General features: G+C 66.8%; 12 protein-coding genes. 4 read left to right on the forward strand and 8 right to left on the reverse strand.

The features are described 5' to 3' along the window. Window positions 1-47: 47 nt before the first annotated feature. Window positions 48-1853: an aspartate--tRNA ligase gene (gene aspS, locus ACO07I_RS03805; protein WP_422014472.1), complete on the reverse strand. Its 1806-nt coding sequence runs from the start codon at window positions 1851-1853 to the stop codon at window positions 48-50. Between the two features lie 125 nt (window positions 1854-1978). Here aspS and rnd point away from each other — a divergent pair, with 125 nt between their 5' ends. Beyond that, window positions 1979-3136 (forward strand): ribonuclease D, encoded by a 1158-nt coding sequence (gene rnd / locus ACO07I_RS03810; RefSeq protein WP_422014474.1) that lies wholly within the window; start codon window positions 1979-1981, stop codon window positions 3134-3136. A gap of 9 nt (window positions 3137-3145) precedes the next feature. Here the strand turns inward: rnd and ACO07I_RS03815 are convergent, their stop codons facing one another. Together ACO07I_RS03815 and ACO07I_RS03820 are read right to left on the reverse strand one after the other, a co-directional pair. Beyond that, window positions 3146-4651, reverse strand: coding sequence for an exopolyphosphatase (locus tag ACO07I_RS03815; RefSeq protein ID WP_422014476.1), 1506 nt, complete (start codon window positions 4649-4651; stop codon window positions 3146-3148). A gap of 72 nt (window positions 4652-4723) precedes the next feature. Next, complete coding sequence (locus ACO07I_RS03820) at window positions 4724-6883, reverse strand: RNA degradosome polyphosphate kinase (RefSeq protein ID WP_422014478.1); 2160 nt, start codon at window positions 6881-6883, stop codon at window positions 4724-4726. A gap of 121 nt (window positions 6884-7004) precedes the next feature. On the opposite strand from ACO07I_RS03820, the gene ACO07I_RS03825 reads away from it, so the two are divergent. Then, window positions 7005-7529: a SixA phosphatase family protein gene (locus ACO07I_RS03825; RefSeq protein ID WP_422014480.1), complete on the forward strand. Its 525-nt coding sequence runs from the start codon at window positions 7005-7007 to the stop codon at window positions 7527-7529. 4 nt (window positions 7530-7533) lie between these two features. Here the strand turns inward: ACO07I_RS03825 and ACO07I_RS03830 are convergent, their stop codons facing one another. From ACO07I_RS03830 to ACO07I_RS03850, 5 genes are read right to left on the reverse strand one after another with little or no spacing between them, the layout of a single operon-like run. Next, a complete protein-coding gene (locus tag ACO07I_RS03830) occupies window positions 7534-8313 on the reverse strand; it encodes an SDR family oxidoreductase (RefSeq protein ID WP_422014482.1) in 780 nt (259 codons plus the stop codon). A 14-nt stretch (window positions 8314-8327) separates the two neighbouring features. After that, on the reverse strand, window positions 8328-8789 hold the full coding sequence (locus tag ACO07I_RS03835; RefSeq protein WP_422014484.1) for a DUF2147 domain-containing protein: 462 nt from the start codon (window positions 8787-8789) through the stop codon (window positions 8328-8330). Between the two features lie 13 nt (window positions 8790-8802). Further along, window positions 8803-9486 (reverse strand): hypothetical protein, encoded by a 684-nt coding sequence (locus tag ACO07I_RS03840; RefSeq protein WP_422014486.1) that lies wholly within the window; start codon window positions 9484-9486, stop codon window positions 8803-8805. A gap of 8 nt (window positions 9487-9494) precedes the next feature. After that, window positions 9495-10574, reverse strand: a complete 1080-nt coding sequence (locus ACO07I_RS03845) for an AI-2E family transporter (protein WP_422014488.1) — start codon at window positions 10572-10574, stop codon at window positions 9495-9497. Between the two features lie 23 nt (window positions 10575-10597). Then, window positions 10598-11638 (reverse strand): DUF2066 domain-containing protein, encoded by a 1041-nt coding sequence (locus ACO07I_RS03850; RefSeq protein ID WP_422014490.1) that lies wholly within the window; start codon window positions 11636-11638, stop codon window positions 10598-10600. A 94-nt stretch (window positions 11639-11732) separates the two neighbouring features. On the opposite strand from ACO07I_RS03850, the gene purM reads away from it, so the two are divergent. Next, on the forward strand, window positions 11733-12824 hold the full coding sequence (gene purM, locus ACO07I_RS03855; RefSeq protein ID WP_422014492.1) for a phosphoribosylformylglycinamidine cyclo-ligase: 1092 nt from the start codon (window positions 11733-11735) through the stop codon (window positions 12822-12824). Beyond that, complete coding sequence (gene purN / locus ACO07I_RS03860; protein ID WP_422014494.1) at window positions 12812-13462, forward strand: phosphoribosylglycinamide formyltransferase; 651 nt, start codon at window positions 12812-12814, stop codon at window positions 13460-13462. The genes purM and purN overlap by 13 nt, the downstream gene beginning before the upstream one ends. The last annotated feature ends 40 nt before the right edge of the window (window positions 13463-13502 follow it).

Genomic DNA, 13502 nt, shown 5'->3' on the forward strand with positions numbered 1-13502 from the left:
TACTGAACCTTGCCGGTTCAGTCAATTTGCACTCTCCCCTGCGGATTTTAGTCCTTCCGCGGCGGCGGCAGGCGCAGCCCGATATGCAACTCGCGCAGCTTCTCGGCCGGCACTTCCGCAGGTGCGTCCATCATCAGGTCGACCGCCGACTGGTTCATCGGGAAGGTGATGATCTCGCGGATGTTCGGCTCGTCGGCCAGCAGCATCACGATACGATCGACGCCCGGCGCCGCACCACCGTGCGGCGGCGCGCCGAACTTGAAGGCGTTCAGCATGCCGCCGAAGCGCGCCTCGACCTCTTCCTTGCTGTAGCCCGCAATGCCGAACGCCTTGTACATGATATCCGGCTTGTGGTTTCTGATCGCGCCCGAGCACAGCTCGATGCCGTTGCAGACGATGTCATACTGCCAGGCCTTGATGGTGAGCGGATCCTGCGTCTCCAGCGCCTCGAGACCGCCCTGCGGCATCGAGAACGGGTTGTGGCTGAAGTCGATCTTCTTCAGCTTGTCGTCGTACTCGAACATCGGGAAATCGACGACCCAGCACAGCGCGAACTGGTCCTCGTCGATCACACCCAGTTCCTGGCCGATCTTGGTCCGCGCCTGACCGGCGAACTTCCAGGCGGTATCGGCCGTGTCGGCCACGAAGAACACCGAATCGCCGTCCTCGGCGCCGGTCAGCTCTTTCAGTTTCGCCAGTCGCTCATCGGCGACGAACTTGGCGATCGGCCCCTTCCCGGCCCCGTTCTCCAGGGTGATATAGCCGAGGCCCGGCTTGCCCTCGCCCTGGGCCCAGCTGTTGAGCTTGTCGAAGAAGCTGCGCGGCTGGCTGGCGGCCTTGGGCGCCCGGATGGCGCGTACCACGCCGCCCTTGGCCACGATGCCCGCGAAGACCTTGAACTCGGAGCCGGCAAAGACCTCGCCCACCTCGAAGATGCGCAGCGGGTTGCGCAGGTCGGGCTTGTCCGTGCCGAAGGACAGCAGCGCCTCGGCGAAGGGAATGCGCGGGAACGGAAAGGCCGAAACCTTGCGCGGCGTCTCGCGGTTGAACGAAGCGAATTCCTGGAAAACGCCGCCCAGCACGGGCTCGATCGCCTCGAACACGTCTTCCTGGGTGACGAAGCTCATCTCGAAATCGAGCTGGTAGAACTCGCCCGGCGACCGGTCGGCACGGGCGTCCTCGTCGCGGAAGCAGGGCGCGATCTGGAAGTAGCGGTCGAAGCCCGACACCATCAGGAGCTGCTTGAACATCTGCGGCGCCTGCGGCAGGGCGTAGAACTTGCCGGGATGAAGGCGGCTCGGCACCAGGTAGGAGCGCGCGCCCTCGGGGCTGTCGGCCGTGAGGATCGGCGTCTGGAACTCGGTGAAGCCCTGGTCGATCATCCGCCGGCGCAGGCTTGCGATCACCTGGCTGCGCAGGATGATGTTCTTGTGCAGCTTGTCCTTGCGCAGGTCGAGGAAGCGGTACTTGAGCCGCAGCTCCTCCGGCGTCGTATCGTTTTCCTGGTAGACCGGAATCGGCAGCGGGTCAGCCATGGACTGCACGATCAGGTCGGCGGCATCGAGCTCGATCGCGCCGGTCGCCAGCTTGGCGTTCACCGTCGAGGCCTCGCGCGCCACCACCTTGCCGGTCACCGTGATCACGCTCTCGGTGCGGACGGCTTCGGCGGCCTTGAAGACCGGGCTGGAGACGTCCACCACCACCTGGGTCACGCCATAATGGTCTCGCAGGTCGATGAACAGCAGATTGCCGTGGTCGCGCTTGCGCTGCACCCAGCCTGAAAGTCGGGCCTGCTGGCCGACATGCTCGGGCCGCAACTGGCCGCACGTATGGGTTCGGTAGACTGAAGACATGACGTATTTTCCGGGTTTGGAGGCCCGGCAAAAGGCACCGAAAGCCGAGGCGAGTCAAGGGAATGGCCGGTTTCCGTTCACGGCAACTTTGCCGAAGCCGCCGCGGGGTCTATAGATCGTCTCCAATGAAGCTCATCACAACGACCGACGAGTTGGCGGCATTCTGCAAGCCCCTCGCCAATACCGAGTTTATCGCCGTCGACACCGAGTTCATGCGTGAGCGGACCTACTGGCCCAAGCTCTGCCTGGCCCAGGTCGCCGGCCCCGACGACGCGGCCGCGATCGACACGCTGGCCGAGGGCATCGACCTCGCTCCGCTGGACGAGTTGATGCTCAACCCCAAGGTCCTCAAGGTCTTCCATGCGGCGCGTCAGGACCTGGAAATCTTCTATCTGCGCCTCCAGCAGGTGCCGGGGCCCCTTTTCGACACTCAGGTCGCCGCGATGGTCTGCGGCCACGGGGAAGCGGCGTCCTACGAATCGCTGGCAACGCGTCTTGCCAAAGCCAAGATCGACAAGTCGAGCCGCTTCACCGATTGGAGCCGCCGCCCGCTCAGCGAGCGCCAGATCACCTACGCGCTGTCAGACGTCACCCATTTGCGGGTGGTCTACGAGAAGCTGAAGAAGCAGCTCGACAAGACGGGCCGTTTCTCCTGGATTTCCGAGGAAATGGCGGTTCTGAACGATCCCGCGATCTATCGCGCCGATCCCGAGCAGGCCTGGCGCCGGCTGAAGCCGCGCGGCGCCTCGCCGCGCATGATGGCCGTCCTGAAGGAGATCGCGGCGTGGCGCGAGCGCACGGCGCAGCGCATCGACATTCCGCGCCAGCGCCTGGTGCGCGACGAGCAGCTCCTCGAGATCGCGAGCCACGCACCCAAGTCGATCGAGGAACTGGCGGCAACGCGTGGGCTGGGTCGCGGCTTCGCCGAGGGCTGGCAGGGACGCGAGCTCATGGAAGCCATAGAGCGTGCGCGTGCCCTGCCGGAATCCGAGCTGCCGGTCCGCGACAAGACCCCCGAGCAACTGCGGGCTCCGGGCGCCATCGTCGACCTCCTGCGCACGCTTCTGCGGCTCAAGGCGGAACAGGCCGGCGTCGCGGGCCGCCTCGTGGCGAGCGCCGACGAACTCGACCGCCTGGCCGCCGGCAAGCGCGACATCGCCGCCCTGAAGGGCTGGCGGAACGAAGTGTTCGGGTCGGACGCGGTGGATCTGATCGAGGGCCGGCTGGCGCTGGCGCTCAACGGGGATCAACCCAAGCTGATCCAGTTGCCGCCGGACAAGTAAGCGCCTTCGTCAGGCGGTCACGATCATCGGCCTGAGGTCGAAGGCCTGTGCGGCGGTCTCGAGCCGCCGCGCGGTGACGTCCCCCAGGCTCCGCTTGAGCGCCGTCGGCACCAGCAGGCGCAGTTCCCGCTCGGTCCGGCGCAGCTGCAATTGCGGCAGGAGGCCGGGCGCGCCGCCGCTCAGATTGTAGGCCAGCCGCAGGCAGGCGCCGAGGCGCCGCGCGAAGCTGCGGCCCTTGCTGTCGGTCAGGCGCAGCGCCGTGTCGATCATCGCCGCCTTGGGCTCGCTCTTGTAGCGGTAGGTCAGCGTCATTGCGAGGATGGCGCGCTCGCGATGGCTCATCCCCGGCGCCGGCAGGTGCAGCACACGGAAATAGGCCTGGTCGGCGCGGTAGTCGGGATGGTCGTCCCACGAAATGTCGCTGAGATGGCAGGCGGCCGTGCGCAGGATCCGCTCGCTCTCGCTCTCGTCCGCGAAGGCCGACGAGAGCCAGTCGAAAATCTCCTGCGGCGAGAGATCGAAGCGATGCCAGCTCTCGCCCTGCTCCTCGGCGAAGGCGATCAGCGGATGACGCGCCCGCTCCTGTTCGCTCAGTCGCGAATAGTAGAACCCCTCGCGCAGGCCGAACGCCGAGAAGACCACGGCCCTGGGCTTCAGGACCGCCAGCAGCCTGTCGAGAGCCAGACAGGCCAGTGGCAGTGTGTCGACGCGGCGGCGCGACACGCCCGCCATCTTCTCCAGTGACTTCGGACTCTGGACGGCAATCAGACGGGCCACCGCCCGCGCCTCGTCGGCCGCGATCTCGTATTGATGGATGATGTGCAGCGGGTAACCCGCCTGCTCCATGTGCAGCCGGGCGAAGGCGCGCCACGCCCCCCCCACCGCATAGAAGGTCTTGCCCTGCTCCTCGCGGAGCCAGCGTACGCCCTCGATGGCGTCGACGACGGCCTTGCGGGGGTCGCCCTTGCCCGACGACATCAGCCGGAGCGGGCCGACCGGCAGCGTGGTGGAAGAGCCGAGACGCCCCTGCGAGAGCGAGGCCAGTTCGAGACTGCCACCGCCCAGGTCGCCCATGACGCCCTCGGCTCCGGGCATGCCGCACATGACGCCGTAGCCCGAGTAGCGCGCCTCGTCCTGGCCGCTCACCGTATGGGCGACGATGCCGGGTCGGCTGGCCAGTTCGCGCATGAAGTCGGCACCGTCGGCCGCATCACGCACGGCGGCGGTCGCCAGCAGGTCGAGCGACGTGACCTTCATGTTGTGTGCCAGGGTCGCGAAGCGGTCGATGTTGGCAAGCGCCATCTCGACGCCTTCCGGATTGAGCCGCCCGGTTGCGTCGAGTCCCCGCGCCAGACCGCACAGGACCTTCTCGTTGAAGACCGGCAACGGGGCGCGGCTCGCCCGCTCATAGACCACGAGCCGGATCGAATTCGAGCCGACGTCGATGATACCAACGCGGCCCTTCCGGAGAGGGGTGCGCGAGGCGGTGGCGCCTGCGATCGGGTGGCCGTCCATGCGCGCTCCCTCTAGCCGAAACCGGGACGGATTACAGCGCCAATTCGTGCGCGACCCGACGCCGCTGGCCGCTCAGGAACTCAGAACCAGTCGAGGCACCGCTCCGCTCAGCTTCAACGCGCTGCCGCGCCCGGAGAGCGACGGGTTCGTCATGAAGTAGTGGTGCGCGATGAACGGTTCCTTGCCCGTCGGCGGCCGATGATAGTTACCGTCTTGTGACATCAGCCAGCTCTGACCGTCGTCCTTGAGGTTGGCCACCATGATCTGGTCGAGGACCTGCTCGCGCACGGTCTGGTTCTCGACCGGGCACAGGAGTTCGACGCGACGGTCGAGATTGCGCGGCATCCAGTCGGCAGACGACAGGAACACCTTGGCCTCCATCGACGGCAGAGCGCGGCCATTGCCGAAACAGATGATGCGCGCATGCTCGAGGAAGCGTCCCACCACACTCTTCACGCGGATATGCTCGCTGAGCCCCGGAACGCCGGGCCTGAGACAGCAGATCCCGCGCACGACCAGGTCGATCTGCACGCCGGCATTCGAAGCCGCATACAGGCGATCGATCAACGCCCCGTCGACCAGGGAATTGAGCTTGGCCCAGATCGCGGCCGGCTTCCCGGCCTTGGCATTTTCGATCTCGGCATCGATCAGGCGGTAGAGGGTCGGCCGCAACGTCACGGGGGCGAAGGCGATCTTCTCCATCTGTTCGGGCCGGGCGTAGCCGGTCATGTAGTTGAACAGGCGCGCGGCGTCGCGGCACATCGCCGGATCGCAGGTGAAGAACGACAGGTCGGTGTAGATGCGCGCCGTGATCGGGTGATAGTTGCCGGTCCCGAAATGCACGTAGGTCCGGATAGACTGCGCCTCGCGACGCACCACCATCGATACCTTGGCGTGCGTCTTGAGGTCGATGAAGCCATAGACCACCTGAACGCCGGCACGCTCCAGATCGCGCGCCCAGCGGATGTTGGCCTCCTCGTCGAAGCGGGCCTTGAGTTCGACGAGGGCCGACACGGTCTTGCCCGCTTCGGCGGCCGCGATCAGCTCCTTGACGATCGGTGAATCGGCGCTGGTACGGTAGAGCGTCTGCTTGATGGCCACGACCGCGGGATCGCGCGCCGCCTGGCGCAGGAACTGCACCACGACGTCGAAGCTCTCGTAGGGATGATGGACGACGATGTCCTTGGCACGGATTGCCGCGAAGCAGTCGCCGCCGAAATCGCGAATGCGCTCGGGAAAGCGCGCATTGTAGGGCGCGAACTTCAGGTCGGCGCGATCGTCGACGATCACCGCCTTCACGTCGCCGATGTTGAGCATACGGTCTAGATGGAAGACATGGACGGTCTGGGTCTGCTCCGGAATCTCCAGCTGGTCGAACAGGAAGTCGCGCAGCTCCGCGGGCATCGCGCTGTTGACCGAGATGGAGATCAGGTCGCCGCGGCGGCGGCGTTTCAGGGCGCTCTCGTAGAGAAGGACGAGATCCTCGGCCTCCTCGTTGATCTCGACATCGCTGTCGCGGATTACCCGGAAGAAGGCCCGTTCGATCACGTCGTAGCCGGGGAACAGGCGCGGCAGGTAGATGTCGATCAGGTCCTCGAGGGGCAGGAAACGGATGTCCGGCCCCGGCAGGCGGACGAAGCGGTCGACCTGCGGCGGCAACGGCAGCAACGCCATCAGCGGACGGCGGTCGTCACGCCGCTGCAGCTTCAGGATGGCTGAGAAGCCGCCATTGGGGATGAAGGGAAACGGATGCGCCGGGTCGATCGCCAGCGGCGTCAGGATCGGGAAGACCTGGTCGATGAAATAGGTGTCGAGCCAGCTCCGCTCCACCTCCGTGAGTTCGCCCGCGTCAATCACCGCGATGCCCGCTTCGCGCAAATCGTCCTGGAGCGACGCCCAGACATCCTGCTGATGGGCCATCAGGGTCGAGGCGCGCTCGCGAATCGCCACGAGCTGCTCGGCCGGCGTCATGCCGTCATCGCTCAGCATGGTGGACCGGGTCTGAAGCATGTCGACCAGACCCGCGACCCGGACCATGTAGAATTCGTCGAGGTTCGCCGCCGAGATCGACAGGAAGCGCACCCGTTCCAGCAGCGGATGGCGCTTGTTCGTGGCCTCCTCCAGCACGCGGGTGTTGAAGGCCAGCCACGACAGTTCACGATTGATGAAGCGTCGCGGGCTGTCGGGTGGTATTTCGAGCGAAGCCGGATCGGCGGAGTTGAGCGCGTCCATGTGGACCCCGGTGGGGGCACTCTCCCTGAAATTATGCACAGGAACGGTAGCGCCTCAACATGACCCTGTCATGGCATTTAACTAAACCATTGTTCCTGCTGGATTTATTGGAATGACAGGTGTGAAGAACATTCTCCTCCTGCGCCACGCAAAATCCGCCTGGAACACGGCGCACCAGAGCGATCACGACCGTCCGCTCAACGATCGCGGCGAGCGCGCGGCTAGGACCATGGCCGGCCATATTGCCGCCAAGGCGCCCCGCCCCGATCTGATCCTGTGTTCAACGGCCGCCAGGACGCGCCAGACCCTGGCACCGCTGGTGAATGCCCTCGGCAGTCCCGCGCCGCCGATCTCGCTCGAGAAGCAGCTCTACCTCGCCTCCGAGAGCGAACTCCTGGAGCGACTGCAGGCCTTGCCCGAGGATGTCGAGACCGTCCTTCTGATAGGCCACAACGAGGGCATCGGAGAACTGGCGGGCGCGCTCGCCGGACACGGCCCACGCGAAGTGCTGGAGCGCCTGCGGGAAAAGTACCCCACCGGCGCCCTGGCCGCGCTCCGTGTCCCGCACGGTCCCTGGAGTGCCCTGACCCCAGGAATCTGCGAACTTCTCGCCTTCGTCCGGCCGCGCGATCTCGATCCGCGCTGACGCGCTAGTAGGTGCCGGGATACTGGCCGCCATCCATCAGGATGTTCTGGCCGGTCATGTAGCCCGCATGCACGCTGCACAGGAAAGCGCACATCATGCCGAACTCCTCGGCCGTGCCGAAGCGGCCGGCCGGATGCGCCTTGGCAGCCGTGGCGTACTCTTCCTCGAAGCTGCGCCCGGCCTTTGCCGCGCGCGCCTTCGTCGTGCCGCGCAGCCGGTCGGTGTCGAAAGGTCCGGGTAGCAGGCCGTTGATCGTCACGCCGTGACGGATCGTCGTGCGCGCGACGCCGGCCACGAAGCCGGTGAGACCCGAGCGCGCTCCGTTGCTGAGGCCCAGAATGTCGATCGGCGCCTTCACCGAGCTCGAGGTGATGTTCACGATGCGCCCGAAGCCGCGCTTCATCATGCCGTCGACGCTGGCCTTGATGAACTCGATCGGCGTCAGCATGTTGGCGTCGAGCGCCTTGATCCAGTCCTCGCGGTTCCAGTCCCGGAAGTTGCCCGGGGGCGGGCCGCCGGCATTGTTCACGATGATGTCGGGCTCGGGACAGGCGGCCAGCACCTGCTTGCGCCCCTCGTCGGTCGTGACGTCGACGGCGACCGCGGTGACATTCACGCCGTACTTCTTGCGGATCTCTTCCGCCGTCGCCTCGAGCTCGGATTTCGTGCGCGCGTTGATCACGAGATCGACGCCCTCGCCCGCCAGCGCCTCGGCGCAGCCGCGCCCCAGGCCCTTACTTGCCGCACAGACGATCGCCTTGCGGCCCCTGATACCCATGTCCATCTGCGTTTCCTCTCCTAATTCACGCGCGTCCAGATCTGTGTCTTGCCGAACATCGGCGTGCCGACGAAGCCGCGGAGCCGCAGCTTGCCGTCCGGCTGGAGGCTGATGTTGGCGCTGTAGGTCTTGCCGTCCTCGCCGTTGTAGACCTTGCCGTCTTCGTATGTGTTGGGCTGGGCGGCCTGCTTGAAGCCCCAGATCAGCGGCATGCCGATCACCTTGCGCGTGCGCAGCGCCGGGTTCTCGTTGCGGTAGTCGGTGGCGGCATCGGGCGCGACCGCTGCGCCGTCCGGTCCCTTGGGATCGATGAGATTGGCGACATAGCCGCAGATCGGGCCGCTCGCCGAATCCGGGCAAGGTCCGATCTTGATCTGGGCAACACCCGACTCCGAGAGCCAGGTTCCCATGACCGAGCCCTGCTGCGCCGAGGCCGCCGTCGCCATCAGGCTCAGCGCGCAAACCGCCAAGATCGTCTTCATCCCTTCCTCCCTCTCACGAGGTACCGGCGAGGTCGACCAGCACATCCATCGCCAGTCGGCGGTCGATCTCGCGCCGCTCGGCCAGGGCGCGCCGGTCGAGCGCCGCCACGACATGACGGGCCGCATCCGCCGACCGCTCCATATGCGAGACGAGATACTGCACGACGCCAGCGCCCGCGTGCAATTGCCGGTCCGCCAGCTGTTTCAGGATGATCGACCCCAGCAGCTCGTCGTCGGGCGGCGCGACCGCGACGGCCGGCGCGGCGCGGAGCCGCGAGGCGAGGTCGGGCAAGGCGATCGACCAGCGGGCCGGCGGTTCGCCCGAGATCAGCAGCATGTGCCCGCCGCGCTCGCGTACGAGATTGTAGAGATGGAAGAGCGCACGCTCGGGAGCCCGATCCGCCTCCTCGATCACGATGGCCCGCGAGGCCGTCGCCAGGTCCGTGAGGTCGGCGACGTTGCGGCCCTCGAGGTCCCGGCCCCCCATCACGGTCGCGCCGCTGCGCGCGGCCCAGATGCCTCCGAGATGGGTCTTGCCGCAGCCGGTCGGGCCACTCAGCGATAGGGCCGGTGCCGGCCAGTCCGGCCAGCGGTCGATCCAGGCCAAAGCTTCCCGGTTTCCGTCCGCCACGACGAAATCTTCCCGGGCGTAGGTCGGCGGTGGAAGGGCGAGATCCAGGGTGAGCTGGTTTGCCATGGGCCGGCTCAACTGGGCGCACCGCCGCGATAGAGATCGCTCTCGCGATAGCGGGCGATGAAGTGGCGGGCGACCACGCCGAGGATCGCCGCCACCGGAACGGCGATCAGCACACCGGTGAAACCGAACAAAGAGCCGCCGGCCAGCAGCGCGAACATGATCCAGACCGGATGCAGGCCGACGCGGTCGCCGACCAGCTTGGGCGAGAGGAAATTCCCCTCGAGCATCTGGCCCACCACGAACACCGCCGCGACTTTCACGACGCCGATCCAATCCGGCGGGAACTGGGCCAGTGCCATGCCCAGCGCCATGACACCGCCAACGAAGGTGCCGACGAACGGAATGAAGGAGATGGCGCCCGCGATCAGCCCGATGACGAGGCCAAACTGCAGTCCCACCAGGGTGAGGCCGATCCCGTAGAAGGTGCCGAGGGCGAGACAGACCAGGGCCTGTCCACGCACGAATCCGGCAATGGCGGCATTCGATTCGGCGGTGAGCTTGCGGATCGTTTCGGCGTGTTCGAGGGGCAGCGAGTTGTCGATTGCCGCGACCAGCTTCTCCCAGTCCCGAAGCATGTAGAAGGTGACCACCGGCGTGATGAAGAGCAGGCCGAGCAGGTTGATGATCGCCACGCCGCGCTCGGCGAGCGCCCCGGCAATGCCTCCCGCGACAGCCAGCCCCTTGCCTGCCCACTGCGTCGCCTCCGACTGCAGATCGTGCATGCTCATCGGCTCCAGACCGAGCCTGTCGCGCAGCGGTTCGAGCAGCGGCTGGATGCGGCCGAGCGCCTTGACGATGTATTCGGGGGCGCTGGTGATCAGCGACTGGACCTGCCCGAACAGCGGCGGCAGAATCGCCATCACGACACCCACACCCACAAGAACCGCCACGACCGTCACCAGGGTGGTTGCCATGGTGCGCGACAGACGGGCGCGCTGCAGCCGCACCACGACTGGGTCGAGGAAGTAGGCCACCACCATCCCGACGACGAACGGCAGCAGAATGTCGTTCAGCACCCACATGAGCAGCAGAAAGCTTGCGGCTGCGGCGACCCAGAAGATCCAGCGTCCCGTGGCGGTTTGACCCATTCGATCAGGCTCCCCGGCGCGCACTAGCGCGGCTGCAATTGCCAGCGCCCCATGTCCTGGGACAGGTTCAGCCCCGCCTGGGCAAGCGTACGCTGCAGTTCCTCGGGCGTGCCGAAGATGTCGAGCCGGAGCTCAGCACGGTCGGATTCGAGCGTCTTCACCGTCACCGATTTCACCGCCGGAATGGCGCCGAGCCGCTGGCGCACCTGGACCCAGTCGCTGAGCGCGCGAATGGGCACGACCACGTCCAGCGAGTCCTGCGAATCGCGTCGGACGGTGCCGATGCTGCGCCAGTCCTGATCGGCCTTCGAGTGGATCGCCTTCACCGCCGCCGGAAGGTCGGCCGCACTCGCGACTGGAATCGGCGGAATCTCACTGCGGGCGCCGGTTTGGGTATCATAGCGCAGGCCGCCGACTGTCAGCCCGCCGCTCGACTTGTCGCCCTCGACGGTGGCCACGATGATCGTCGGCGCGCGATAGCGCTGGTTGAGCCGCGCCAGCGCGGAAACATCACCGACATAGGCCTGTTCCGCCGAGAGCGCCCCCTGATCGGTCGGGTCGCCGCGGACCAAGGTGACCGGGACAGCGCTACCGGCACTGTCGAACTGCTGCCAGGCCTCCCGCCAGGCATTGCGGTCGTTGAGCGGCTCCACTCCGGCGGGGCCCTTCCACAGGGGGATCACCAGCGCCGGCCGAGGCACGGTCTCGACCACCCGGGCGCCCGCCCCGCTCAGGTACGACTTCACCGCATCGGGCACGAAAACGACGTTCAGGGTGGCGCTGTAGCGGCCGGGCGCCGGGCGCTCGCGCACGAATTCGATGCCGCGCACCATGTTCTCAAGCTGCGCATCGTCGATCTGCGGCAACCGTGCACGATCCTCGGCCGGCACCAGCCGGTCCACGAGGAGGCCCAATGCCTTGCGCCGCGCCTCACGAATTCCCTGTGCCCGGGCCTGTACGGCGTCGGACCCGCTGACATCGACATCCACGCCGGTGACGTCGTACCCGGTGCCTCCGGGAGACTGCGCCAGGGTGACGTTCGCGGCGAGGACCGCCAGGAGCACGGCAGCTATCGTGGAAAAGACGCGGCCTATCGGCATTGCGGGGGTCCGGTTTTTGGCTATGTTCGCGCACCGTATTAGCATGAATGAGCCCGGCTTGAAGCCTGACGCCCCCGGCCACAATCGGCCCCCCCTCACCTACAAGGACGCCGGCGTCGATATCGACGCGGGCGACAACCTCGTCGAGCACATCAAGCCGTTGGCGAAGAGCACCAACCGGGCAGGCGTGATGGGCGGCCTCGGCGGCTTCGGCGGCCTGTTCGACCTGAAGGCGGCCGGGTTCACCGATCCGATCCTGGTGTCGGGTACCGACGGCGTCGGCACAAAGCTGAAGGTCGCCATCGAAGCCGCCGTTCCCGACACGGTGGGCATCGACCTCGTGGCGATGTGCGTCAACGACATCGTGGTCCAGGGCGCCGAGCCGCTGTTCTTCCTCGACTACTATGCCAGTGGGCGCCTCGACGTCGATGTCGGGCGGCGCCTCGTCGCCGGCATCGCCGAGGGCTGCCGCCGCGCGGGATGTGCGCTGGTCGGCGGCGAGACCGCTGAGATGCCCGGCATGTATGCCGACGGCGACTACGATCTCGCGGGCTTCACCGTTGGCGCGGCCGAGCGCAACGCCCTGCTGCCACGCACCGACATCGCCCCCGGCGACGTGGTCCTCGGCCTCGCGTCGAGCGGCCCGCACTCCAACGGCTATTCGCTGGTGCGCCGCATCGTCGAGCGCAGCGGCCTGAAATACGCCGACCGTGCGCCCTTTGCCGACGCGACGCTGGGTGAGGCGCTGCTCGAACCGACGCGCATCTATGTGAAGCAGCTCCTGCAGGTGATCCGGGCGACCGGCGCAATCAAGGGTCTTGCGCACATCACCGGCGGCGGCCTGCCCGGCAACGTGCCGCGCTGCCTGCCGGACGGGACACGCGCGCGCCTCGATGCCCGTCAATGGACGGCCCCGCGTGTCTTCCAGTGGCTGCGCGAGGTCGGCCAGGTCCCGACCGACGACATGCTGCGGACCTTCAACTGCGGCCTGGGCATGATCGTGGTCGTGGCGAAGGACGATGCCGCGCGCGTGGCCCAGGCGCTGACCGATACCGGCGAGACGGTGAGCGAGATCGGTGTGATCGAGACGGCGCCGACCGACGAGGCCGACTGCGTCGTCGATCATGCCGAGAGCCTATGGCGAAGCTGAAGGTCGGAGTTCTCATCTCCGGCCGCGGCAGCAACCTCGCGGCGTTGATCGACGCGGCGAAGGCCGCCGACTATCCTGCCGAAATCGGCTGCGTGGTATGCAATCGGGAGAACGCGCCAGGGCTGGCGATTGCCGCCGCGGCCGGCATCCCGACCGCGATCGTTGCCCACCGCGACCATCCCGACCGTGAGACATTCGACCGCGCCGTCTCGGATGAACTCGACCGTCATGGCGTGGATCTGGTCGTGCTCGCCGGCTTCATGCGGATTTTCAGCCCGTGGTTTCCCGCGCGCTGGAAGGACCGGCTGATCAACATCCACCCGTCCCTCCTGCCGGCCTTCAAGGGCCTGCACGTGCAGCGCCAGGCCCTGGAAGCCGGCGTGCGCGTGAGTGGTTGCACCGCCCATCTGGTGACGCCGGATCTCGACTCCGGCCCGATCATCGCCCAGGCTGCGGTGCCGGTGCTGACGGGCGACACGGAGGAGACGCTTGCGGCGCGCATCCTGCGCCAGGAACATCGCCTCTATCCGCTGGTGGTGCGCTGGTTCGGCGAGGGCCGGATTGCGATCGACGGCGACAGGGTTACCGTTACAGGCGTTGCCTGCGACGCCACGCTCCTCTTTTCCCGAGAAACCTAGTCCGATATAAGATCGCCAACGATTTCAAGCGGGGATGAGA

The organism is Reyranella sp. (assembly GCF_965227665.1).
Lineage (GTDB): Bacteria > Pseudomonadota > Alphaproteobacteria > Reyranellales > Reyranellaceae > Reyranella.